The organism is Bifidobacterium sp. VU/mBH4 (B4), from assembly GCF_058199535.1.
This window is the reverse complement of sequence record NZ_JBVPQJ010000004.1, coordinates 191,761-215,973: the sequence shown is the minus strand read 5'-3', so window position 1 is coordinate 215,973 and position 24,213 is coordinate 191,761. Positions and strand designations below refer to the sequence as shown.

The window sequence follows — 24,213 nt, the reverse complement described above, 5'->3', positions numbered from 1 at the left end:
GTTGTTGCAGAGCTTCGAGGGAGAAGGTCAGATATGGCTGCTGTTACTAGTGACGCTGCTACCCAATCGAGTAGTGCGCCCCGGGGCCACATGGGTTCTCGTTGGCGTGGTTGGTTGTTTATGGGGCCGTTTGCGGTGGTGTTTGTGGTGGTGTTTGTGGTGCCGGTGTTGTATGCGGTGTGGATTTCCTTGTTTCAGCATCGGATGGTCGGGGGGACGGTGTTTGTGGGGTTGGCGAATTATCGTCGTCTGCTGGCTGATGGGCAGTTCTGGTCGTCGGTGCGCCGGGTGGTGGTGTTCACGGTGGTGCAGGTGCCGATCATGCTGTGCCTGTCGGCGTTGATGGCCCTGGCGTTGGATTCGCTGCGTCTGCATGGGATGCGGTTCTTCCGTATTTCGACGTTTCTGCCCTATGCGGTGCCTGCGGTGGTGTCGGCTTTGGTGTGGGGGTTCATGTACGGGGCGAAGTACGGGCTAGTGGGCTCGTTGAACGCGTGGCTGGGCACGCATGTGGACGTGCTGCAGCCGTCGGTGCTGCTGGCGGCGATCGGGAACATCAATACGTGGGAGTTCACGGGGTATAACATGCTGATCTTCTATTCGTCGCTGTCGACGGTGCCGCGCTCCTTGTACGAGGCGGCGGCGATCGACGGGGCGAGCGAGTGGCAGGTGGTGCGCCGGGTGAAGCTGCCGGAGCTGCGGGGCTCGCTGGCGATCACGGTGATTTTCAGCATCATCGGCTCCTTCCAGCTGTTCAACGAGCCGAGCGTGATGCAGAACATGGTGCCGGGCAATGCGATAACGACGTATTACACGCCGAACATGTATGCGTATAATCTGAGTTTTTCGGGCAATCAGTCCAATTATGCGGCTGCGCTGGCCATCGTGATGGCGGCGCTGACGATGCTGGTGGCGTATGCGGTGCAGCTGCGGAGCATGAGGGAGCAGATGCGATGAGCGTGCTGGATGCTGAGGGCCGCCGGGTGCGGTCGGCGGAGCGTGCGCGGGCGCGCCGCGTGGCGGCGGACGAGCGGGCGGAGCGGCGTCGTGCGGCGTCGAGCGGGTTCTCGAACCCGTCGAATCCGCGCCGGTCGGTGTGGCTGACGCTGGCGTGCGGCGTGTTCGCCCTGTACTGCCTGTTCCCGTTCGCCTACCTGCTGGTGAACGCGACGAAGACGCAGGCGGATTTCACGAGCACGTTCGGCCTGGGGCCGGGCCGTTCGTTCGCCTTGTGGGACAACATCCGGGAGGTGTTCTCCTACCAGGACGGGATCTTCGCCCGCTGGCTGGCGAACACGCTCATGTACGTGATGGTGGGCGCGGGCGGCGCCACGCTGCTGGCGGTGATGGGCGGGTACGCGCTGGCCAAGTTCCGGTTCCCGGGCCGCAAGGCGGTGTTCGCGGTGGTGCTGGGCGCGATCAGCGTGCCGGGCATCGCGCTGGCGGTGCCGCAGTTCCTGCTGTTCGCGAAGCTGGGGCTGACCAACACGCCCTGGGCCATGATCATCCCCAGCCTGATCAGCCCCTTCGGCCTGTACCTGATGTGGATCTTCTCGGACCAGGCCGTGCCCGGGGAGCTGCTGGAGGCGGCGCGCGTGGACGGCGCCTCGGAGTGGCGCACCTTCCGCACCATCAGCCTGCCCCTGTTGGCGCCGGGGATCGTGACCTGCGCCCTGTTCACGATCGTGGCGACCTGGAACAACTACTTCCTGCCCCTGATCATGCTCAAGGACGCGGACTGGTACCCGCTGACCATCGGCCTGAACCAGTGGAAGGACCAGGCCAGCACCGCGGGCGGGCAGGCCATCCAGAACCTGGTCATCACCGGCAGCCTGATCACCATCATCCCCCTGGTCATCGCCTTCCTCCTCCTGCAGAAATACTGGCAATCCGGCCTCGCCGCAGGAGCCGTCAAAGAATAACCAAAGAAACCAAAACCGTGCTATAGGCCTTGAGCCATAGGACAGCGAAAGATATCAGTAGTCATGCGTTGTTGCCAAGGACAACAGAAAAGGAGATAGGGACAATGAGGTTCGAAAAGATGACGAAGGTCATAGCCCTGACAGGTGCTGTAGCCATGGCGTTCGGACTCGCCGGCTGCGGCGGATCCGGCAACGGCTCCTCTGCGTCGGGCAAAGGGGGGAAGACCGAAATCTTGGTCTGGTCATGGGACTCGACCCTTCCTCGAACAGTCAAAGGATTCGAAGCCAAGAACCCTGACATCAAGGTGAAGGTCACCAATGTCGGCACCAACAAAAAAGAGTACACGGCCTTGAACAATGCCCTGTCCGCCAACAAGGGCGCCCCTGACCTTGCACAGGTCGAGTATTATGCTCTGCCCGAATATGCTACTCAGGACAAGCTGCAGGATCTGTCTGACATGGGCGCCTCCGGGTACAAGAGCTTCTACACGCCAGGCACTTGGGATTCAGTGAATTTGAATGGGGGCGTCTACGCGCTGCCTATGGATTCCGGCCCAATGGCTCTGTTCTACAACAAGGAAGTGTTCGACAAGGCCGGAGTGACCGAGGTTCCAACGACATGGGATGAGTATTACGAGGCAGCCAAGAAGATCAAGGCTGTTGGTTCCTACATCACCTCGGACTCAGGCGATGCAGGATTCTTCGATTCCATGACCTGGCAGGCCGGCGCCAAGCCCTTTGCGACCAGCAAGGACGGCAAGACCGTCACCATCAATCTGACCGGTGACCCCAAGGTCAAGAAGTGGGACGACTACTGGCAGAAGATGATCAACGAGGACTTGATCAACACGAAGATTCCCGGATGGTCGGACGACTGGAACAAGGGTCTCAATGACGGATCAATAGCTTCTTTGCTCACCGGCGCTTGGATGCCCTACAACCTGCTGTCCGGTGCTCCTGATGCCTCCGGCAAGTGGCGTGTGGCGCAGATGCCGACCTGGGAAAAGGGCGGAACAGAGAATTCTGAGAACGGCGGGTCTTCGCTGGCTATGATCAAGACCAAGGACGATTCCAAGAGCAAGGCTGCATATAAGTTCTTGGAATACGCTTGCCATAACGCCGAGGGCATTAAGACCCGTGTCGATGGCGGCGCCTTCCCGGCTGACAACAACACGCTGAAGTCCAACGAGTTCCTTTCGATGACCAGCTTGAAGGATGCCGACGGCAAGGACAACGCCTACTTCGGCGGCCAGAAGTTCAACGAGGTCCTGTCGCAGGCCGCCAAGAACGTTCTGCCTGGTTACAAGTTCCTGCCCTTTGAGGTCTACGCACGTGGAATCTACGGTGACAAGATGACCGCTTTCACCTCCAAGTCGGCCACGCTGGATCAGGGGATCGCCGCCTGGCAGAAGGATCTGCAGAACTACGCCAAGCAGCAGGGCTACACGGTGAAAAAGTAGCAAGCCAGGCTCTGCAGAGTAGTTCTGTAATGAATGGTCGGCCAGGGAGAGATGGTCTTTCCCTGGCCGACTCTTGCATACGTATCGTGGTGTAGGCCTGCAGTATTCAATTTACACTGATGGCAGTGAGAATCAGATTGAAGACTGTGGCTCCATTCCTGCCTTTATGTACCGATGAGCAATACGAGGGTGTTCTTCGATAACCGTAACTGGCGTGTGTGGTGACACAACTTATTGTGTATAGCTCTTTTCGATCGATGTCGCCGAAGAGGTCAATGCTAAATCAGCTGTAAGCAGCTCACGGCCTGCCTGTTGGTCGGAAGCCAGGTGAAAACAGCCGACGCAAAGCATGGCTGACATGAGAGAATAAGCAGCACATGAACGGAAGGAAATGCACATGAGCGGGCATGGATCACTGAACACCAAACAACTTGCAGGGCTTCTGTACTCCATGGGCCGCACCTTTGATGGGTTGCAGTCGACCTTCATGGCTACCGAGGAGTTCCTGCGCACGGGCAACCCTCGGGTCGTCAATTCCAAGGCTGACTACAACCTTCTGCTTGACCTGCGACAGGCCGCAGAGTACACCCTGCACTACGACTATGCACGCAAGCCGATCGATCTTGAGTATGTGAAGTCCATCAACGCACAGCTGACAAGGACTGCCGCCATGGAACCCGGCAAGCTGCGCGACGAACGCACCCCTGTCATGGTCAATACCCCTTTGGGGAAGTATGAGCCGCCCGTGCCTGATTCCGCCACCCTTGCATACCTGATAAGAGGCACTGTTGAGGGAGCAACTGGAGAAGACATCCTGGAGGATGCGGTGCGCCTTTTCGCTGGCTTAGCCAAGATGCAGCCATTCGGTGACGGCAATAAGAGGACCGCGTTGCTCGCCGGCAATGGGTTGCTGATCGCGCACGGCGACCAATATCCGCTGACCGTGCCTACCATTGATAAGGACAGGGCCTGGTTCAACCGGGAGCTGGCTGCTTATTATCTCAACAATGATCAAATGATCATTCATCATTTGGCCAGGTGGAACAGGCAGCAGGCACTGCTGGCCGAGCAGAGAGATAACGGGGATGAAATGCCGTTCTCCATCCCTGAGCAGACACAGGGAACACAGGTGGACGGCCCTGACTTGTAATGTCCTCTTACCTTCGGCTGGGGACGGTCAAACGAACACAGCAATCAGCACATGGTGTAAGTCAGCCCGTGCCTGATTGGCTGCTCTGATTTCAATGGTCTGCCCGGCACCTGTGTCAGCCGAACCGCGTATAAGTCTGACTAACAGTACCGACACCTCGTCCAGGACGGGCAGCCCATGCCAATGTACATGTGTGGATGTAGTGGATGCAGGTTAGCGGGGAATACTTGAGGCGACGCGTCAGAATACAAAAGTCATTGGGCTGGAAAATGGATGCAGGGAGCAAAGCCAGGTATTTCTTTATGCCTGAACTTTCAGGGTGCCCCGGATGCGATTCGAACGCACGACACCTTCTTTAGGAGAGAAGTGCTCTATCCCCTGAGCTACCGGGGCAACGGAAACTACTGTACCACGAAGCGGGACTTGGGCAGGTCGCCGGTGTGCGGGTAGCGTCATGCGCTTCTTGCAGAAGTTAGCCTCCTATCCCTGTCGGCCATATGGTCATGGTTTACAATTGCTCAACGGTCAAGCTGACTGTGTATCCCTTGGGAGGAGATCATGGCGAAATTCAAACAGTCCTTCCTGGTGAAGCATGTCTTTGGGTGGACGGCCAGACTGCTGGCGTTGGTCGGCTTGCTGGCCCTAGCGGCGCGTGCCTGCCCTGCATGGCTGTCGTCGATACCCTACCTGCCTGATCTGGCCGCTCTGACGCCCTGGTTCATCTTCTTGAGTCTGCTGGCTCTGGTCCTGGCTCTGATGGCTTCGCGATGGTTTACAGCTTTGGTGCTTATCGCCGCCTTGGCCCTGAATGTTTACTGGCAGTATCCCTTCTACCAGCAAGGATCCGAACTCAATGGGCAAGCCGATCAGCTCATGGCCCTTGAGCATCCTGACCGGTATGACAATGTGGCCCGGGTCATGACCCTGAACGTCTACAAGGGTCAGGCCGATGCTGATCAGGTGGTCAAGACTGTCAGCGACAACCGGGTCGAGGTGCTGGCTTTGCAGGAGGTCAGCAAGGACTTTGTGGACCGTCTGCACAAGGCCGGCATCGACCGCTATCTGCCCCACGAGCAGCTTTCCACATCTTCGAAGGAATACGCCAACGGGCTTTGGACGGCTGCGCTAATGCAGTCACCCTCAAAGGACGACGTAGGTTCCCGCTCTTCCATGATGCCGGCGGCCAGCATCGACTTCGGCAGGGGCAGGACCAGTGTCAGATTCGTCTCAGTTCATACCACCTCGCCGCAACCGGGCAGTTGGAATGCCTGGCGACGCAGCGTGTCCGACCTGGGAAAACTGCGGAAGCACGAGCACACGCGATACGTGCTCTTGGGCGACTTCAACGCTACCTATGATCATGCGGTCTTCCGGGACATGCTGGGAGAGCGGTTCAGTGATGGGGCACGTCAGGCCGGGCATGGCATGAGCATGACCTGGCCGGCCAACCGAGCTCCGTTGCCCAGGTTGGTGGCCATCGATCATGTGGTAGTGGACCGTGACATCAGGGCCAATCGGCTGCAGGCCGTACCTATAGCGGGTTCGGATCATGCGGCCTTGCTGGCCACGGTGATGGTGGAGTAGGGGACTTCAGGCATCCAAGTTGGACTGGGTGCCAGCCTGGGCCCCGGCGCTGGCCTGCTCCTGCTGAGCAGCATCGAGTTTGGCCCGCACTTGGCCCAGCAGCTCCTGGGCCCGCTTGGCCAGAGCCTCGCCGATCTCCCACTGACGCATGGAGGCATCCAGGTCCAGGCCGCCGGCCTCCAGCGCCTGAACCGCCTGGATCAGCTGGTCCCGAGCCTGCTCATAGGGCAGTTTGGCGATGGTCTCGCGTTCCTTCTGGCTCAGGGCCGAGGCCAGTACCGGCTGTTCCTTGCCCTGCTCCTTCTCCTTCTGCTGGGTCTGCTCCTCGTCGGTGTCGCTCATGCCTGCTCCTCTTCTTATCTGGTGCGTTATCAAATTTCGGACGGGTCACTGCCCGCTGACGACCCTGGTCTCGATCCTGCCCTCTTTGACGGTCAAGGTCAGATCCTGATCGGCTTGAACCTGCTGAGGACTGACAACCACTTTCCCGTCCAGGGTCTGCACGACTGCGTATCCGCGGTCCAGCGTGGACTGGGGAGAGAGGGCGGTCAGCGAGGACTGGAGCTTCTCCACGGTCAGGGAGGCATCGTCCACGATCCGCCGAAGGGCGATGTCCAGGCGGACCAGGGACTCGTCGACAAGTCGCTGGGGCTTGTCCAGCATGGTCTGCGGCTTGGTCAGGCTGGGGCGGTTGGCGTATCCCTCAATCAGCCGTGTCTCGCCCTCGACCATATTTTGGATGCGCGCGTTTATGCGCATCCTGGCCTCTTGGACGATGCCCTCCTGCTCGACCAGGTCGGGCACCACGCGCTTGGCTGCGTCAGTGGGGGTGGAGGCGCGCAGGTCTGCGGCAAGGTCAATCAGTGTCCAGTCGTCCTCGTGGCCGATGGCCGAGACGATGGGAGTGACACAGGCTGCCGTGGCGCGGACCACGGACTCGTCCGAGAAGCCCAGCAGATCCTCGAAGCTGCCGCCGCCCCTGGCCACGATGATCACATCCACAGCCGGATCAGCATCCAGCTTCTGGATGGCCTCGACCACCTCGGGCGGGCACTGAGGTCCCTGGACGTGGGCGTGCACCACGGAGAATTCGATGGTGGGCCAGCGCAGACGAGCGTTGGTGATCACATCCCCCTCGGCCCTGGCCTTGGGCGCACAGATCAGGCCGATACGCCGGGGGAACTCGGGCAGTGGAACCTTGTTTTCTGCATCGAAAAGGCCCTCGCCCTTGAGCTTGCGCCTGAGCTGGTCGATCTGCTCCTTCAGGTCGCCGGTGCCTACGCGCTTGATCCGGTCGGCCATAAAGCTCAGACGGGTCTGCTTGATCCACAGGTCGGGCCGCCCGTGCACTACCACCCGGTCGCCCTGGCGGAATTCCCTGGCCTGGGTGGCAAAGGCCCGGAAGCCCATGACGTTGATGGAGATGTCCTCGAAGTTGTCACGCAGGGTCAGATATGCCGAACCGGTACGGCGGGTGTTGATCTCCACGATCTGACCCTCCACCCAGGCTCCGGGCCAGCGGGCCACAGCGTCGTGGTACTTCTGGCTGAGCACGCTGACCGGCCAAGGGTCTTCCTCGGTGGTATCGCGTGCCAGGCGAGGCAGCTGATCCAATGGTTTGGGAGCCAGCCCTGACGGTGCTGGGCCGGTCGGCGCACCCATCGACCCGCGCATGTTCGAACCCATGTATGCTCGCACCTGATACCTCCTGACCATCGGTTCCGCCAGTCTGACCAACCTATCTGGCAACGGCCTGTACAGGATGGTATGCGGGCTGGTCAGTGAAGGAAACGTTCTATCAGGGTCTCTCAATACGGGGACAATTCCATATACTCTGCAGGTTCTCTGAAGGCACTCTGTCGATTGCTCTTGAGCCAATTTCGCCAAGGGCACAGCGGCTTTTCTTCCATGTGCGAGCGGGCTGGAATTGAGGCGAAAGTGTGGAGGACAAGGGTTGCAACCAGTGCATTGATGTACCTGCAACAGAGGCGGTTTTGCTGGAAGATGTGTCGAAGGCGACAGCCTCGATTCCCTGATATCGCAAAAGTTATTCACGCTCTGGCGGTAGCATAAATAGAGTAAGCCGGATATGATGTGGTGTCTGCTTTTGGACCCATCATGCGGCGGTCTCACGGATTGAGGTTGTTTCATGTCTGATGGCGTCGACATAACGGGTCGATATAAGGGCACAGGACCGCGGGATCTCCTGCGTGTGGGTTTGGACATCGGTTCCACCACAGTCAAGGCCGTGGTTCTTGGCACGAGTGACAGGCTGGATCAGGCGCTGTTCAGCGACTATCGCCGCCACCATGCCAATGTGCGGCAGTGTGTGGCTGAGCTGGTCACCGACATCAAGCTTTCCCTGTCACGGGTTGGTCTGGCCGGCAATCCCATCAGCCTGGTGATCACCGGCTCGGGCGGGCTGGAACTGGCTAGTCAGCTGCAGGCGGAGTTCGCCCAGGAGGTCATCGCCGAGACCGAGGCCATCAATGCCACCTATCCCGAGGGGGATGTGATCATCGAGCTGGGCGGCGAGGATGCCAAGATCACCTATTTGAAGCCCACACCGGAGCAGCGGATGAATGGGTCCTGCGCAGGCGGGACCGGAGCCTTCATCGATCAGATGGCCACCCTGCTCAACACCGATGCTTCCGGCCTGAACGATATGGCCTCCAAGTACAAGACCATTTATCCTATTGCTTCACGCTGCGGGGTCTTCGCCAAGTCCGACCTCCAGCCACTGATCAACGACGGAGCTGCCAAGGAGGATCTGGCCGCTTCCATCTTCAACGCCGTGGCCACACAGACCATTTCCGGTCTGGCCTGCGGACGTCCCATCCGCGGCAACGTGATCTTTTTGGGCGGGCCCCTCTTCTTTATGAGCGAGCTCAGAGAAGCCTTTAAGCGGATTCTCCAGGACAGGGTCAGCCGTTACATTATCCCTGAGAATGCACACCTTTATGTGGCCTACGGCGCCGCCATCATGGCTGGTCGCCGCGACCAGGATGACCAGGACAGCACAGCGCAGGTCAAGACCGACTACTCGCCTGAGGCCGATGTGAATGACCCCTTCGGCCCAGCTTGGGGACTGGACCAGGCAGAGGTCGACAAGGCGCGGTCCGAGAAGGCTTCGAGCCTGGACAGGATGGCCCTGCAGGATGCCATGCAGGATGGCCGCACCACCACCTTGGTAGACGGTGAGAACAAGGTTCCGGCGACTGAGACCGCCAAGGATGCCAGCCAAAATCAGGACATGCACTTTGATCTGACTTCCTTGGATGGCGTTCTCTCCGCCCTGAAGGGCCTGGAGAACATGCCCTCGACGGCCAGAACCATCCGCCCGCTCTTCCTGAACGAAGACGAGCGCAAGGAGTTCAACGACCGGCATGGTGCCCAGGTCATCCCCACCGGAGACCTGTCAGGAGCCAAGGGGCCGCACTTCCTGGGCATCGATGCGGGCAGCACCACCATCAAGGCCGTGCTGATCAACGACGACAAGACCATCGTCTGGTCCACCTACGGGGTGCATAAGGACAGCCCGCTGATTGCCGCCGCCAACATCGTCAAGGAGGTCAGGAAGTCCCTGCCGGAGGGGGCCTACATCGCCCGCGCCTGCGCTACGGGCTATGGTGAGGGCCTGGTCAAGGCCGGCCTGCATGTTGACGAGGGCGTGGTTGAGACCATGGCCCACTACCGGGCCGCCGAGGAGATCAGCCCCGGCGTCACCTCGGTCATCGACATCGGCGGGCAGGATATGAAGTACATCGCCGTCAACGACGGGGTCATCGATTCGATCTGCGTCAATGAGGCCTGCTCGGCAGGCTGCGGATCCTTCCTGCAGACCTTCGCCCAGTCCATGGGCATCAGCATCCAGGAGTTCACCAAGCAGGCGCTGGCCTCCGAGGCCCCGACCGATCTGGGTTCCCGCTGCACGGTCTTCATGAACTCCTCGGTCAAGCAGGCTCAGAAGGAGGGCGCCTCCCCGGAGGATATCGCCGCCGGGCTCTGCTACTCGGTGGTCAGGAACGCCCTCTACAAGGTCATCAAGCTGCGCGATGCCAATGCCCTGGGGCCTGTGGTCGTGGTCCAGGGAGGCACCTTCCTCAACGATGCCGTCCTGCGGGCCTTTGAGCTCCTGACCGGTCGCAAGGTGACCAGGCCCAACATCGCCGGGCTCATGGGAGCCTATGGTGCTGCACTGACGGCCCGCATGCACTGCCCGCAGAATGAAGAGGTCGAGGATCTGACCGCTGCCGGCTCTCATATGGCCGACGGGGTGAAGTCCGTGGGCAGCACGCCCACCACCCCCAACAGGGCTCCGACTTTCACCAAGTCAAAGGTGTCACCGCCCGCCGCCAACAAGATTGCCTCCAAGAACGAACAGGGGTTCAAGACGACCCTGCCCGACCTGAAGGTGGAGGCTGGCCATGTGGTCAGCTCCATCCTGGCGGGGGATGATCTGGACAATCTCTCCATGACCACCACCCACGATGTCTGCAAGCTCTGCCAGAACCACTGCAAGCTGACCATCACCGAATTCGAGGACGGCGGTCGCTATGTTACCGGGAACCGCTGCGAACGTGGCGGCGATAAGAACAGGAAGCGCTCCGACAGACCCAACCTCTACGACTTCAAGTACAAGCGGGCCTTCGCCTACCGTCGTCTGACCCCCGACAAGGCCACCAGGGGCGATATCGGCATTCCCCGTGTGCTCAACATGTATGAGGACTACCCCTTCTGGTTCACCCTGCTGACCTCCCTGGGCTTCCGGGTCATGATCTCCGGGCGTTCCAACCACGAGCTCTTCGAGAGCGGCATGGAGTCCATCGCCTCCGAGAACATCTGCTACCCGGCCAAGCTGGTCCACGGGCATATTCACTCCTTGGTCGACAAGGGCATCAAGACCATCTTCTACCCCTGCGTCACCTATGAGCAGGAGCTGGTTCCCGACACGGACAACCATTACAACTGCCCCATCGTGGCCAACTATCCGGTGGTGATCGAGGCCAACATGGCCGAGCTCAAGGAGAACGGTGTCCGCTTCATGCGGCCTTACTTCAATCTGTCCAACAGGGAGAAGATGGTCGACCGGATCGTCAAGGTCTTCGACTGGGCCAAGGTGAGCGAGGAGGAGGCCCGGACGGCCGTCCAGGAGGCCTACCGGGAGGATGCCCGGTTCAAGGAGGACGTCCGCCAGGAGGGGCTTCGTGCCTTGGCCTACATGCAGGAGTACGGGGTCAAGGGCGTGGTCCTGTCGGGACGCCCCTACCATGTGGATCCCGAAGTCAACCACGGCATTCCCGAGACCATCTGCTCCCTGGGCATGGCTGTGCTCTCCGAGGACTCCATCTGCGAGCTGGACGTGCATGACCTGCCCAAGCTGAGCGATTACATTATTCCGGCGGCGGGGGAGCGGGCCCTGGCCTCCAACAACCCCACGGCTGCCAAGTTCCGCAAGACCGTGCCGAGCTTCGGTGCCGACCATCAGAAGATGCCCTTGAGGGTGACCGACCAGTGGGCCTACCATTCCAGGCTCTATTCGGCAGCCAGGTTCGTCTCCGAGTATCCCGACCTGCAGCTGGTTCAGCTGGTCAGCTTCGGATGCGGCGTGGATGCCATCACCACCGACCAGGTTCAGGAGATTCTGGCCGACAAGGGCGATGTCTACACGCAACTGAAGATCGACGAGGTCTCCAACTTGGGTGCAGCCAAGATTCGCCTGCGCTCGCTGAAGGCCGCCATGGACGAACGCCATCAGCGGGATCTGGCCCAGGAGGACAGCGAAGACCAGGAGGAAGCTCCCGCCAGGGAGCAGGCGCCTGCGAAGGTTGCGGTCAAGGATGCCCACCCATTGCCTGACCTGGTTCAGGCGGGGGATTCATCCGATTCGGAAGGTTCGCAAGATTCTCAAGAGCCAGCCGGACATATCGAAGCAGCGGATGCGAATGCGTCCGAGCAGCCGAAATCCGATGGATTCCGGTCCACCAACGCGCAGAAGATCAGCCTATCCCAGCGCAAGGCAGACATTGTGGCTCTGGCACGGTTCGTGGCTTTGCACGATAAGAGCGATCAGGGTCTGATAGGCCTTCATCCCATGGGCATCAGGCCCATCCGGGAGACCATGGCCTCGCGGCAGAAGGAGCAGGAAGCCGAAAGCAAGTTGGCAGAGCCTCCGGCCGAACAGGACCTGGAAGTCAATCCTAGCGGAGCCGCAGCCAAACCGACCCTGTCCAAGTACGCCACTGAGCATCGCTTCACCAAGGAGATGGGGCACAAATTCACCGTGGTGGCGCCGCAGATGTCACCTGTGCACTTCTCCCTCTTGGAGGCGGTCTTCTCCAGCGCCGACTACCACTTCGAGCTCCTGAAGCATGCCACGGCCGAAGACATCAACACCGGTGTCAAGTACGTCAACAATGATGCCTGCTTCCCTGCCATCATCGTGGTGGGGCAGCTGGTCAACGCCTTCCTCTCCGGAAAGTTCGACCCGCACAAGTGCGCGGTCATCGTCACCCAGACCGGCGGCATGTGCAGAGCCACCAACTATTATGGCCTTCTGCGCAAGGCCCTGGCTGATGCGGGCTACGGTTACGTGCCGATCATCACGTTGAGCGTGCAGGGGTTCAAGGCCAATCCCGGCCTTCAGGTGACCCCGGCCCTGCTGCACCGCGCCGTCAAGGCCTTCTATCTGGGCGATGCCATAATCGAGTGCCTGCTCAGGGTCCGCCCCTATGAGCAGGAGCCCGGCTCGGCCAACAGGCTCTACAAGCTTTGGGACACGATCTGCAAGGAGACCATCGAACACCACGGGTACTCCAAGACCGCCAAGAAGGTCTACGGTCATGGATATCTGCCTTACCGCACGCTGATGAAGCGGATGATCCGGGCCTTTGACCAGCTGCCCCTGCGCAATATTCCCCGCAAGCCGCGAGTTGGCGTAGTCGGGGAGATCCTGGTCAAGTACCATCCCGATGCCAACAACCACGTGGTCGACCTGATTGAGAGCCAGGGCTGCGAGGCCGTGCTCCCCGGTGTCTGCGACTTCATGGTCAACGGCATCTCCAACGCCGAATGGAACGAGGAGATGCTGGGCACAGGCGGACCAGTAGGCGTCAAGAAGATCGTCCTCAAGGCGGCGGATGCCTACCGTGCCCCCATGATCGCCGGCTTCAAGGCCTCCCATGGGAAGTTCGACATTCCCGCTCATATCACCGACCTGAGGGAGAAGGCCGCATCGGTCACCTCCTTGGGCGTTCAGGCCGGAGAGGGTTGGCTCCTGACTGGCGAGATCATCGAGCTGATCCAGTCCGGCGCCCCCAACATCGTCTGTGCGCAGCCCTTCGCCTGCCTGCCCAACCATGTGACAGGACGTGGCATGTTCGGCAAGATTCGCAGGACCTATCCCGAGGCCAACATCGTCTCCATCGACTACGATCCCGGCGCTTCGGAGGCCAACCAGCTCAACAGGATCAAGCTGATGATCGCCGCCGCCAAGAAGCCGGGCGACCAGCAGAAGCTCAGCCAGGACCACAAGACCAACGTGGAATCCCAGGCATCTGGATCGACCGGCCTGGATGCTGGCCAGGCAGAACCCGTACAGGACGATGAGAAGGTTCTGGAGAGCCTGTAGCCGCCAGGCCGAGGCCGGTTCCGGGGCTCACCCGCCGGCCTCGGAATTGCTGAACCACGAAGATCAAGGAAAGAGGGGCTTCCCATGACCAGCCGCGAGGAGATCAAGGCTCTGCTGGACACCGATCAGATCTACATTGCCGATACACCCGAAATGAAGCAGGTCCAGGATGCCCAGCAGGATCTGGTCTTCGAGTTCAACGCCTGCCGTCCCAGCCAGGTGGGGCAAAAACAGGATCTCTGCAAACAGATGTTCGGTTCATTCGGCCAAGGCAGCTGGATTGAGGGACCAGTGCGGGCCAACTGGGCCTGCAATACCTACTGGGGAAGCAAATGCTATGCCAACTTCAACCTGGTTCTGGTCGACGATGGACGCATTGACATAGGCGACCACACCATGTTCGGGCCCAACGTCACCATCGTCACTACAGGGCACACCGTTCGCCCTGATATACGCGTCTATGGCACGCCCCAGTTCTCGGTCCCGGTCAGCATTGGCAGGAATGTGTGGATCGGAGCAGGCGCCATCGTCATGCCGGGAGTGACCATCGGAGACAACACGGTCATCGGGGCAGGGTCCCTAGTCACCAAGGACATCCCCTCCGACGTGGTCGCCTACGGCCACCCCTGCAAGGTCGTCCGTCCGATCAATGATCACGATTATGAATACTTCTGGAGGGATCGTCGGTATCAGGCGCCTTATGATGCCCGGCCTTTCAGGATGGACTAGTCGGGCTGGCCGGTGCCCGGTATCACTTTGTCGGCTTGACTCCTGCGGGCGTGGTTTTGATCAGCAATATCCATCCCAGAGCGGGGAGGGGAAGATCAGCGCCTTGAACCGGCTCCATTCCCGGACGTAGTCGATTTTCGGCTCACGCAGCAGTCGTATCTGTATGCCGTCCATCACTTCCAGGCTCATCCTCACCTTGCTTGGCATCTCTGTCGCCCATCCTATGCCATCAGGAAGCAGCCAGGGGAATTTGGAATAGTGCTTCCAGACCTCTGTCGGCCTGCGGATGAAGTAATCATGCAAGGGATGGTTGGTGGAGATGGCCTCGGTTTCCAGGACCGTATATAGCTGGGTGAGTTCGGGCCGCCCCGCGTTGTGGGCGACCAGATAGTCGAAATAGGCCGGAAGATGGGGATGATTGGGGTCGGACCCGGGCAGGCCTGTCTGCACGAATTCCTCCGGGGTGCCATTGACGTCATAAATGTCCGTGACCAGGAGGGATAGCAACCCTTCCTTGCTGCCCACATAATGGAGGACGCCCGGCTGTGACATCCCCACCATGTCAGCGACATCTTTGAGCGATATGCCGTTGTATCCATGTTGGCTGATGAGATGGGCGGCGGCATGTGTGATTTCCGCCCGTCTCACCTCGGGTGACTTTCTGGTTCTGCTCGCCATTGTCTGGTCTTGCGGCTCCTTTTCGTTGTCCTTGAAGGCCTGGGTGCTGCCGGTCGTTTGATACTCATGGTACATGGTGGCCGGATTCATAACGGTGACGCCCGTAGGCTCGACAGGGTCTCGACTCGGTAGGGTATTGGACGAGGAAGTCCTTGTCGTTCGCGAATCCGCGCTGGATGATTGATTTGACAAATATATCGAATACCTGTTAGATATGTGATTATCTAATGGTTGGTAGATATGGTTGTCCGCCACACATTGGACGTGTCAGAGAAGACTAGTTGAAAGAGGTCGACACCATGAGCGACTCAACAACCCCTGCACCGGACGATTCTGAACTTCTGCAGGCGCATAAGGCTGCCCTTGCTGCAGCACAGAGTGATCCACTATTATCGCCTGAGACTGGTAGACCGGTTCCTAAGAAGACCCTGTTTCGGTTTGGTGTGAGCTTCCTGGCTTTCGGCATTCTGTGGATGTCGGGCTTGGGAATCGTCAGCGTCGTGTTGCTTCCCGAACATCTCAAGCTGGTCCCCGGCATCGCTCCCGAGGCGTTGATGGGCATAGTCAATGCTTGTACGGCCGTGGCTTCACTGGTCTCCAATCTGCTCTTCGGCAACTTCTCAGATCGCAGCCGCTCCCGGTACGGGCGTCGAACTCCATGGATTCTAGGTGGTGCAGTCCTTGGTGGTGTAACCCTGTTCCTGACGGGCATGACCACCAACCCCGTTCTGCTGACTATTGTGTATTGCCTCTGCATGTTCGGACTGAACTGCATGATCGCCCCTATGGTGGCCATTCTGTCCGATCGTGTGCCATCCGGTGTGCGCGGGACCCTGTCCGCCTTCTATGGAGCAGGCTCTACTATCGGTTCGCCCATCGGCTCTTTGATCGGCGCGGCCTTAGTGACCCATATGTTCACTGGCTTCGTTCTAGCCGGCGTACTCATGTTCCTGGGTGGTGTCGTAGCCATTCTTATCATGCCTAGGGAAGGTTCGGCTGCATACCTGCCCAAGGATGAGGGCACCCTTATGGATGTGCTCAAGTCTTTCCAGCCTCCGCGCTTCCATGGGGCACACGACTTCTATAAGGCTTTCGCCGGAAGGCTCTGCATGTTGTTGAGTTATCAGATGATCTCTGCCTATCAGCTCTACATCATTGAAAAGTATGTGGGCCAAACCGTAACCCAGGCTGCCGCCACCATCTCGGTCATGTCAGTCATCACCATGGTGGTTTCCCTGCTGGGTTCGCTGGTCTCCGGACCTGTCTCCGACCTGATCGGGCGGCGTAAGGTGCCAGTGGTCGTCGCCTCAGTTATGTTTGCCATCGGCATCGCCATGCCCTGGATCAGCCCCACGGTCATGGGCATGTATCTGTACGCCGGCATCGCCGGGTTCGGTTACGGGGTCTATTCGTCCGTCGACCAGGCGCTCAACGTCGATGTCCTGCCCAGCAAGGAGGAGGCCGGCAAGGATCTTGGCATCCTCAACCTGGCCACCACACTGGGGCAAATGGCCGGTCCTCTGGTCATGTCTTTCATCACTCTGAACTGGGGTTATGCGGCGGCTTTCCCCACGGCCATCGTTTTTGCCCTGTTGGGATGCGTCTTTATCCTGATGATCAGAAACGTCAAGTGATCCTGGCCTCTACGGTCATACAGGGAAAATATGCAAAGGAGCAGAAGATCCATGAATAGGAATGCAGGACCAATTTGGGTTGCAACCACTCGGCAGCAGGCCATGCAGGAGCAGCACTTGGCTGCCTCCGCCATGGAGACGTCAGCTGATCTGGAATGTACCGGTGCCAAAAAGCAGACGCTGCGAGGGTTTGGCGGCTGCTTCAATGAGCTGGGGTGGCTGCCCTTGCAAGAGCTGGGGGAGGAGAAACGTGAGGGGATCATCCGTGAGCTCTTCAGCCCGGACGAGCTGAATCTGACCTTCAACAGGACTCCGGTGGGTGCCAATGACTTCGCTGCAAGTTGGTACAGCTACGACGAAACCGACGGTGACTATGATCTGAAGCATTTCAGCGTCGACCACGACGAGCAGACCCTGATTCCGTATATCCGCCAGGCCCAGAAGTATCAACCGGACATGGGACTGTTCGCCAGCCCCTGGAGTCCGCCAACCTGGATGAAACGACCCAAGGTCTACAATTTCGGGCGAATCGACATGAGCGAGCGCAACCTGTCTGCTTATGCCCGTTATCTTCTGCGGTATGTGCGCGAGTACGACCGCCGCGGCATCCACATCGACCAGCTGCATGTGCAGAACGAGGTCTTTGCGGATCAGAAGTTCCCCTCCTGTCTTTGGTCCAGCGAGGACATGCGCATCTTCATTCGCGACTATCTGGGCCCCCTCTTCGCCAAGGAGGCGCCGGACACGGCCATCTTCCTAGGAACCCTGAACGGTCCCGAGGATATGAAATTCGGTCCCGAAGGCATGACCCTGGAGAACTACAACCGGTACGTGGACAACATCCTCTTCGACGAGGACTGCCGCAGGTACATCGCCGGCATCGGCTACCAGTGGGCCGGCCAGCATGATATCGAGCGCACCCACCAGTCCTGGCCAGAGATCGAGTTGGAGCAGACCGAGTCCGAATGCGGCATGGGCGGCAACACCTGGGAGTACGCCGAATACGTCTTCTCGCTGGTCAACCGGTATCTTCGGGCCGGAGCCACCTGCTACACCTACTGGAACATGGTCCTGGGCCAAGGCATATCCACCTGGGGCTGGCGGCAGAACTCCCTCTTCACCGTCGACACCAGCACCGGCCAGGTCAGGCGGAACCCCGAGTACTACGTCATGCGCCACTACTCGCACTATGTGCGCCCGGGCGCTCGCCTGCTGGATACCCGCGGCCATTTCAGCTCCATGGCCACAGCCTTCGAAAACCCGGATGGATCGGTCGTTGTGGTGGTCCAGAACGCCCTGGATCGCGCCATGCCCTTCTCCTTCTCCGGGCCAGGAGAAGATAACGAAGGGAGCCAAGGCTTCAAGGCGACTCTGGAGCCGCGATCCTTCAACACCTTCGTCCTATGAAATGAGTCTTGTAGATTAAGATTGGAGTTCATCATGTCAGACAAGGCAGTCCGAACCAAGGACCACTCAGCTTCGTCAGGCCGCACGCGTCTGCCGGACAGGCTCATCTTCGGATGCGCCTACTACGACGAATACATGCCCTATGAGCGGGTGGACAAGGACATGTCCATGATGAAATCCGCCGGCATCACCACCATTCGTATCGCCGAATCCACCTGGAGCACCCTGGAGCCCCAGCCTGGCGTATTCGACTTCAGCCATGTGGATCGGGTGCTGGAAGCGGCTGGACGTTTCGGCATCCAGGTCATCGTGGGCACGCCCACCTACGCGGTCCCCTCCTGGCTGGTCGCCATGCACCCGGATGTTCTGGCGGACACCCCCAAGGGCCACAACCGGTATGGCGCCCGCCAGATCATGGACATTGTCAACCCCTCCTACCGGTACTATGGCGAGCGCGTCATCCGCAGGCTGATAAGCCATGTGGCCGACAACCCCCAGGTGATCGGCTACCAGGTCGACAACGAGACCAAGTACTACGACTGTGTGTCGCCCGACATGCAGCGGCTCTTCGTCAAGGATCTCCGACGGCGTTTTGACGATGATCTGGACCGTCTCAATGCGGCCTTCGGCCTGGACTACTGGTCCAACAGGATCGACTCCTGGGAGGACTTTCCCGATCTGACCGGGACCATCAATGCATCCCTGGGGTCGGCTTTCGACCGCTTCCGCCGAAGCCAGGTCAGCCGCTACCTGGCCTGGCAGGCTGGCATCGTGCGCGAATATGCCCGAAAGGACCAGTTCGTCACCCACAACTTCGATTTCGATTGGGGTCCGGGCTGGTCATACGGCGTCCAGCCGGCTGTCGATCACTTCGAGGCGGCCGAGTGCCTGGATGTGGCCGGTGTGGACATCTACCATCCCACCGAGGATGACCTGACCGGCAAGGAGATCGCCTTCGGCGGGGACATGACCCGCAGCCTGAAAGGTGGCACCAACTACCTGGTCCTGGAAACTGAGGCCCAGGGGCAGAACGGATGGCTGCCCTACCCGGGCCAGCTGCGGCTGCAGACATACAGCCATCTGGCCTCGGGGGCTGACGGGGTCATGTACTGGCATTGGCATTCCATCCACAACTCCTTCGAGACCTACTGGAAGGGTCTGCTTTCGCAGGACATGGAGCCCAACCCCACCTATGAGGAGGCCGGCCAGTTCGGCAGGCAGGTAGCACAGAAGGGTGTGGGGGAGCGCCTGATCAACCTCCGAAAGCGCAACAGGGTCGCCATCATGGTGGGCAACGACTCCCTGACCGCCTTGGACTGGTTCTCCCTGGAGACCGGCTTCCCCCGCCAGCAGGGGCAGATCTCCTACAACGATGTGGTCAGACGGGTCTACGATGCCCTCTTCGAGCTCAACATCGAGTGCGATTTCATCAGCGACAAGGCTGACCAGTCCCAACTGGGCCGATATGCCATGGTTCTGGTTCCTGCCCTCTACAGCAGCAATGAGGATACGCTGAAGGCCCTGGCCGATTACGTCCGTCAGGGAGGTCATCTGGTGGCCACGCTGCGCTCCTTTGTGGCGGACGAGAATCTCAAGGTCTGGCATGACAAGGCCCCCCACCTGCTGACCGACGTGTTCGGCATCGACTACAACCAGTTCACCCGTCCCGGCAGGGGTCTGACCCTGGATCTGCATGGGGCCGACCAGGCTGGACTGGCGTGCCAGGGGCTGATCGAACTGCTGAACCCGCGACCCGGCACCCAGGTCCTGGCCTCCTATGACCACCCGGTCTGGGGGCGGTATGCGGCTGTGACCCGCCATGATTACGGCCACGGCAGGGCGGAATGGATAGGCACCCTACCCTCGGCCCAGGGCATGCGACTGCTGCTTTCGGATGCGGCGGATGCGGCTGGCTTGAGCGGTCCTGCCCGGGACCTGGCTGGCCTGGTCACCGTGCGTGAGGGCATCAACGCCCTGGGGGAGCAGGTCGCCTACCTGCTCAATTATTCATCCAAGGAGGTCAGGCTGGACGCGCCCTATGGTGGGCAGTTGCTGGTGGCCGACGGGCAGGCTGATCCTCAGGCTCATGTCGACCAGGGCCAGCCCATGACCATCGGACCCTGGGATCTGGCGATCATCGTTCGATAGACCGGTCCCGGTCTGATCGGCTTCGGACTGACCGGATATGAAGAAAGGAAGGTGCCCAGATGGCATCAAGCAAGTTGATAGGGGACCTACCCTACCGCAATCCCGACCTGAGTGTGGATGAGCGGGTGGCCGACCTGCTGGGCCGAATGACCCGTGAGGAGAAGGTGGGCCAGATGATGCAGCTGGATGCCCGCTCGGGAGTGGACAAGGAGGTGATGGACCAGCATGCTGGATCCCTGCTGCATGTCTCTCCGCAGAACATGATCAAGGCTGACAAGGCCGTTCATCGCACACGACTGGGCATCCCCCTGCTGATCGGCGACGACTGCATCCACGGCCATTCCTTCTTCCGCGGGGCCACCATCTTTCCCGAGCAGCTGGGCATGGCGGCCTCCTTCGACCCGGAATTGGTTCAGCGGATGGGACGGGCTACGGCCCAGGAGGTTGCCGCAACAGGCATCCATTGGACCTTCTCCCCGGTGCTTTGCATCGCCAGGGACACCCGCTGGGGTCGGGTGGATGAGACCTTCGGCGAGGATCCCTTCCTGATCGGCGAAATGGCGTCGGCCATGGTGCGCGGCTACCAGGGCGGATCAGCCATGACCGGGACCCTGCCCAAGGATGCTGTGCTGGCCACGGCTAAGCACTTCGCCGGCTACTCCGAGACCCAGGGGGGGCGCGATGCCTCCGAGGCCGACCTCTCGCACCGTAAGCTGCTCTCCTGGTTCCTGCCGCCCTTCGAGCGCCTGGCCAAGGAGGGCGTGGCCACCTTTATGCTGGGCTACGAGTCCATCGACGGGGTCCCGGTCACCATCAACAACTGGCTGCTCAACGACATGCTTCGAGGGGAGTGGGGCTACCAGGGCACCCTGATCACCGACTGGGACAATGTGGGCCGGATGGTCTGGGAGCAGAAGGTGCAGCCCGACTACGCCAGGGCCGCTGCAGCCGCCGTCAAGGCCGGCAACGACCTGATCATGACCACGCCCGGCTTCTACCAGGGGGCCTTGGATGCACTGGATGCCGGGCTTCTGCACGAGGAGGACCTTGATCGGGCGGTCAAGCACATCCTGGCCCTGAAATTCCGCATGGGGCTCTTCGAGGATCCGCGTCTGCCCGACCCCCAAGCCCAGAAGGCGATCATCAACTCTAAGGAGCACCATGAGCTCAACCTCCAGGTGGCCCAGGAGTCGGCGGTCCTTTTGAAGAACGACGGCATCCTGCCTCTGTTCGGCGGGGTTGATGCCGATGGCCGCCCTGGCGATGATTCAGCGCATAGCATCGCCCTGGTGGGTCCGCTGATTGACGATGCCCAGAACCAGCTGGGGGACTGGGCTGGCGGTTCGGGTCAGTGCGACTGGATCAAGGACCAGCCTCGGGAGATGATCTCGACAGTGGCCGACGGTCTGCGCCAGGAGCTGCCTGCAAACTGGCGGCTCGACTGCGAGCAGGGCGTCGATGTGCTCCGTCTGGTCGACGACCCGGCGGGTCCGTTCTTCCCCGATGGCCAGCCCAGACCCAAGGTGGCGGCCCCGGCCAGGATCGATCAGGACCGCTTCGATAGGGCAGTGGACCTGGCCAGGCAAAGCGACCTGGTGGTTGCCGTGGTCGGCGACGTGGTCCAGCTGGTGGGCGAGGGCCGTTCGACTGCCACCCTGGAACTCTATGGTCCTCAGCGCGATCTGCTGGATGCCCTGGCGCAGACGGGCAAGCCCATGGTCATCGTGCTCATGTCTTCCAAGCCGCTGATCCTGCCCCCGTCCGCACAGTCGGCCAGGGCTCTGATCTGGCAGCCCGACCCGGGCATGCAGGGCGGCCGTGCCCTGGCCAGGATTCTCACCGGCAAGGTTGAGCCCACAGGCAGGCTGCCCATCACTTTCCCCAGGCATGCCGGCCAGCTCCCGGTCTACTACAACCAGATCAGAGGCCAGCATGGTGACCGCTATGCCGACCTGACCCAAGAGCCGGCCTTCGCCTTCGGCCAGGGGAAGGGCTACACCACCTTTGCCTACGGAAAGCCCCAGATCGACGGATCGGATGCCGTCGGCCCTGAAGACAGGGTCAGGGTGACTGTGGACCTCACCAACACCGGCCAGCGCCCAGGCACCGAGGTCGTCCAGGCCTACATCAGCGACCTGGTGACCTCCGTCAGCTGGGCCGACCGCGAGCTCAAGGCCTTCCAAAGGATTCAGCTGGATCCAGGGCAGACCCGGAAGGTGGTTTTTGATCTACCGGTGTCTGAGTGGACCCTGGTTGATGCCGACTGCAACCGCAGGGTCGAGCCCGGTCAGTTCCAGGTGCTGGTGGGATCCTCCTCGCGCAGGGAAGACCTGCAGGCCGTGACGGTGACCGTGGGCTGAGCCTGAAATCGACCGGGTTGCGGTTGCTTTAGGTTTCGGTTGTTCTGGATTGCCGCCGGTCGACTGACCGATACCTTGTTGTGGAACTCCTCGCGTGTTGGTTGCCCATGGCCCTCGGCCGCTCTTACCATGACAGCATGAGGAAAAGCGTAGGCGCTGGGTATGCGCACCTGTTGACGGTCCCCAATCCTCGGCATGTGGCCAGCCTGGTTGACTACTTCACACGCGGATCCAAACCACGGTCCCAGTGGCGGTTCGGTATTGAGATCGAGCATCTGCCGGTGCGCAATGATGGTTCCGATGCCCCGGTTCCCTATGAGGGGGAGCGGGGCATCGAGGCCCTGCTGTCTGCCTTGGAGCCCTGCTATGACGGCGATGCAGAATACCGGGAGGATGGTCACCTGGTCGGGCTGAGTAGGCCGGGTTGCGTGGTCTCCCTGGAGCCCGGGAGCCAGGTGGAGTGCTCCCTAGGTGTGGTGCGGGACAGCCAGGAATTCGAGGAACTCTACCGTCGCTTCCGTACCGAGGTCGACCCCATCGCCGAGCGACTGGGATTCCGTCTGGTCGAGTACGGTTACCGTCCGGCTGGATCCTATGCGGATGTGGGCGTCAATCCCAAGGAACGTTATGCGGTCATGAACACCTACCTGGGTCGCATCGGCCAGTGCGGGCCCATGATGATGCGCAGCACCGCCTCCACCCAGATCAGCATCGACTACCAGGACGAGGATGATGCCATCGCCAAGATCCGTCTGGGCACGGCCATCGGGCCTATTGTGGCCTACTTCTTCCGCAACACTCCAATCTTTGAGGGGAAGCCCAACCGCATGCCCCTGCGACGCCAGCGGATCTGGGATTGGCTCGACACCCAGCGCACAGGCCTGATTCCGGGGCTGTTCGAGGATGGCTTCGGCTGGGAGGACTATGCCGTGGACATGCTCTCCACACCGCTCATGGTGGCCGATGTCTCCCACACCCCTGAGGTAGACGGGCCACAGGGGCAGCAGGTCTTCATTGCCTGGTGTGAAAACGCCGGGGAGATCTATCCTGACCGCCGGCTCAACGATGCCGAGATAGCGCACATCCTGACCACGCACTTCAATGATGTCCGTCTGAAGAACTACATCGAGCTCAGGCACTGGGATTCCCTTCCCATGGAACGGGCCAGCCGACTTATGGACGTTATCGGCGGCATTTTCTATGACTCTGATAGATTCGCCAGACTCCTCGGCTTCTTGGATGGCGTAAGCGAGGGGGATGTGCTCCTGGCCAAGGCCGACCTGCAGGTTCGCGGCGGCCAGGCCAGCCCCTATGGCCGCTCCCTGGACTTCTGGCGACAGGCGCTCGGCGCCCAGGACACTCTGGATGATCTGCCGGGTGACCCGCGCCATCCCGGTCGCCTCCAAAGCTAATATTTCGTGCAAGCTCGCTGAATTGGACAAAACTTTGCTGTCGGGTTAAACTCATGCTGGTTGATAAAACGTTATAGCAATACTGGTCACTCGCAGCGG

15 protein-coding genes and 1 tRNA gene are annotated in these 24,213 nt (G+C 60.4%); 12 read left to right on the top strand and 4 right to left on the bottom strand.

Annotated elements, in window-relative coordinates:
- Positions 1–33: 33 nt before the first annotated feature.
- From AC0AII_RS06695 to AC0AII_RS06680, 4 genes are all read left to right on the top strand, one after another.
- Positions 34–957 (top strand): carbohydrate ABC transporter permease, encoded by a 924-nt coding sequence (locus tag AC0AII_RS06695; RefSeq protein WP_198189570.1) that lies wholly within the window; start codon positions 34–36, stop codon positions 955–957.
- Entirely contained in the window at positions 954–1,922 is a 969-nt protein-coding gene (locus AC0AII_RS06690) for a carbohydrate ABC transporter permease (RefSeq protein WP_490446569.1), read from the top strand. The genes AC0AII_RS06695 and AC0AII_RS06690 overlap by 4 nt, the downstream gene beginning before the upstream one ends.
- A gap of 104 nt (positions 1,923–2,026) precedes the next feature.
- Positions 2,027–3,382, top strand: coding sequence for an ABC transporter substrate-binding protein (locus tag AC0AII_RS06685; RefSeq protein ID WP_490446568.1), 1,356 nt, complete (start codon positions 2,027–2,029; stop codon positions 3,380–3,382).
- Between the two features lie 397 nt (positions 3,383–3,779).
- Positions 3,780–4,532 (top strand): Fic family protein, encoded by a 753-nt coding sequence (locus AC0AII_RS06680; RefSeq protein ID WP_490446567.1) that lies wholly within the window; start codon positions 3,780–3,782, stop codon positions 4,530–4,532.
- A 320-nt stretch (positions 4,533–4,852) separates the two neighbouring features.
- Here the strand turns inward: AC0AII_RS06680 and AC0AII_RS06675 are convergent.
- Positions 4,853–4,925 (bottom strand) — tRNA-Arg (locus AC0AII_RS06675).
- Between the two features lie 165 nt (positions 4,926–5,090).
- Here AC0AII_RS06675 and AC0AII_RS06670 point away from each other — a divergent pair.
- Positions 5,091–6,116 (top strand): endonuclease/exonuclease/phosphatase family protein, encoded by a 1,026-nt coding sequence (locus AC0AII_RS06670; protein ID WP_490446566.1) that lies wholly within the window; start codon positions 5,091–5,093, stop codon positions 6,114–6,116.
- 6 nt (positions 6,117–6,122) lie between these two features.
- Here the strand turns inward: AC0AII_RS06670 and AC0AII_RS06665 are convergent, their stop codons facing one another.
- Together AC0AII_RS06665 and xseA are read right to left on the bottom strand one after the other, a co-directional pair.
- A complete protein-coding gene (locus AC0AII_RS06665; protein WP_232349618.1) occupies positions 6,123–6,458 on the bottom strand; it encodes an exodeoxyribonuclease VII small subunit in 336 nt (111 codons plus the stop codon).
- Between the two features lie 45 nt (positions 6,459–6,503).
- A complete protein-coding gene (xseA, locus tag AC0AII_RS06660; RefSeq protein WP_490446593.1) occupies positions 6,504–7,778 on the bottom strand; it encodes an exodeoxyribonuclease VII large subunit in 1,275 nt (424 codons plus the stop codon).
- A gap of 487 nt (positions 7,779–8,265) precedes the next feature.
- Here xseA and AC0AII_RS06655 point away from each other — a divergent pair, with 487 nt between their 5' ends.
- Both AC0AII_RS06655 and AC0AII_RS06650 read left to right on the top strand, forming a co-directional pair.
- Positions 8,266–13,746 carry an acyl-CoA dehydratase activase-related protein gene (locus AC0AII_RS06655; protein WP_490446565.1) on the top strand — a complete coding sequence of 1,827 codons (5,481 nt, stop codon included), beginning with the start codon at positions 8,266–8,268 and terminating at the stop codon, positions 13,744–13,746.
- A gap of 84 nt (positions 13,747–13,830) precedes the next feature.
- Complete coding sequence (locus tag AC0AII_RS06650) at positions 13,831–14,475, top strand: sugar O-acetyltransferase (RefSeq protein ID WP_490446564.1); 645 nt, start codon at positions 13,831–13,833, stop codon at positions 14,473–14,475.
- Positions 14,476–14,535: 60 nt separating this feature from the next.
- Here the strand turns inward: AC0AII_RS06650 and AC0AII_RS06645 are convergent, their stop codons facing one another.
- Entirely contained in the window at positions 14,536–15,153 is a 618-nt protein-coding gene (locus AC0AII_RS06645; protein ID WP_490446592.1) for a TetR/AcrR family transcriptional regulator, read from the bottom strand.
- A gap of 299 nt (positions 15,154–15,452) precedes the next feature.
- Here AC0AII_RS06645 and AC0AII_RS06640 point away from each other — a divergent pair, with 299 nt between their 5' ends.
- From AC0AII_RS06640 to AC0AII_RS06620, 5 genes are all read left to right on the top strand, one after another.
- Positions 15,453–16,787, top strand: a complete 1,335-nt coding sequence (locus AC0AII_RS06640; protein ID WP_490446563.1) for an MFS transporter — start codon at positions 15,453–15,455, stop codon at positions 16,785–16,787.
- Between the two features lie 51 nt (positions 16,788–16,838).
- On the top strand, positions 16,839–18,194 hold the full coding sequence (locus AC0AII_RS06635) for a glycoside hydrolase family 30 protein (RefSeq protein WP_490446562.1): 1,356 nt from the start codon (positions 16,839–16,841) through the stop codon (positions 18,192–18,194).
- Positions 18,195–18,227: 33 nt separating this feature from the next.
- Entirely contained in the window at positions 18,228–20,342 is a 2,115-nt protein-coding gene (locus AC0AII_RS06630) for a beta-galactosidase (RefSeq protein ID WP_490446561.1), read from the top strand.
- Between the two features lie 59 nt (positions 20,343–20,401).
- Positions 20,402–22,702, top strand: coding sequence for a glycoside hydrolase family 3 N-terminal domain-containing protein (locus AC0AII_RS06625; RefSeq protein ID WP_490446560.1), 2,301 nt, complete (start codon positions 20,402–20,404; stop codon positions 22,700–22,702).
- A gap of 137 nt (positions 22,703–22,839) precedes the next feature.
- Entirely contained in the window at positions 22,840–24,114 is a 1,275-nt protein-coding gene (locus tag AC0AII_RS06620; protein WP_490446559.1) for a glutamate-cysteine ligase family protein, read from the top strand.
- Positions 24,115–24,213 lie beyond the last annotated feature (99 nt).

Bases quoted from the DNA above. Each gene is read 5' to 3' on its own strand.
- AC0AII_RS06695 (WP_198189570.1), top strand. From the start codon at position 34: ATGGCTGCTGTTACTAGTGACGCTGCTACCCAATCGAGTAGTGCGCCC.
- AC0AII_RS06690 (WP_490446569.1), top strand. From the start codon at position 954: ATGAGCGTGCTGGATGCTGAGGGCCGCCGGGTGCGGTCGGCGGAGCGT.
- AC0AII_RS06685 (WP_490446568.1), top strand. From the start codon at position 2,027: ATGAGGTTCGAAAAGATGACGAAGGTCATAGCCCTGACAGGTGCTGTA.
- AC0AII_RS06680 (WP_490446567.1), top strand. From the start codon at position 3,780: ATGAGCGGGCATGGATCACTGAACACCAAACAACTTGCAGGGCTTCTG.
- AC0AII_RS06670 (WP_490446566.1), top strand. From the start codon at position 5,091: ATGGCGAAATTCAAACAGTCCTTCCTGGTGAAGCATGTCTTTGGGTGG.
- AC0AII_RS06665 (WP_232349618.1), bottom strand. From the start codon at position 6,458: ATGAGCGACACCGACGAGGAGCAGACCCAGCAGAAGGAGAAGGAGCAG.
- xseA (WP_490446593.1), bottom strand. From the start codon at position 7,778: ATGGGTGCGCCGACCGGCCCAGCACCGTCAGGGCTGGCTCCCAAACCA.
- AC0AII_RS06655 (WP_490446565.1), top strand. From the start codon at position 8,266: ATGTCTGATGGCGTCGACATAACGGGTCGATATAAGGGCACAGGACCG.
- AC0AII_RS06650 (WP_490446564.1), top strand. From the start codon at position 13,831: ATGACCAGCCGCGAGGAGATCAAGGCTCTGCTGGACACCGATCAGATC.
- AC0AII_RS06645 (WP_490446592.1), bottom strand. From the start codon at position 15,153: ATGGCGAGCAGAACCAGAAAGTCACCCGAGGTGAGACGGGCGGAAATC.
- AC0AII_RS06640 (WP_490446563.1), top strand. From the start codon at position 15,453: ATGAGCGACTCAACAACCCCTGCACCGGACGATTCTGAACTTCTGCAG.
- AC0AII_RS06635 (WP_490446562.1), top strand. From the start codon at position 16,839: ATGAATAGGAATGCAGGACCAATTTGGGTTGCAACCACTCGGCAGCAG.
- AC0AII_RS06630 (WP_490446561.1), top strand. From the start codon at position 18,228: ATGTCAGACAAGGCAGTCCGAACCAAGGACCACTCAGCTTCGTCAGGC.
- AC0AII_RS06625 (WP_490446560.1), top strand. From the start codon at position 20,402: ATGGCATCAAGCAAGTTGATAGGGGACCTACCCTACCGCAATCCCGAC.
- AC0AII_RS06620 (WP_490446559.1), top strand. From the start codon at position 22,840: ATGAGGAAAAGCGTAGGCGCTGGGTATGCGCACCTGTTGACGGTCCCC.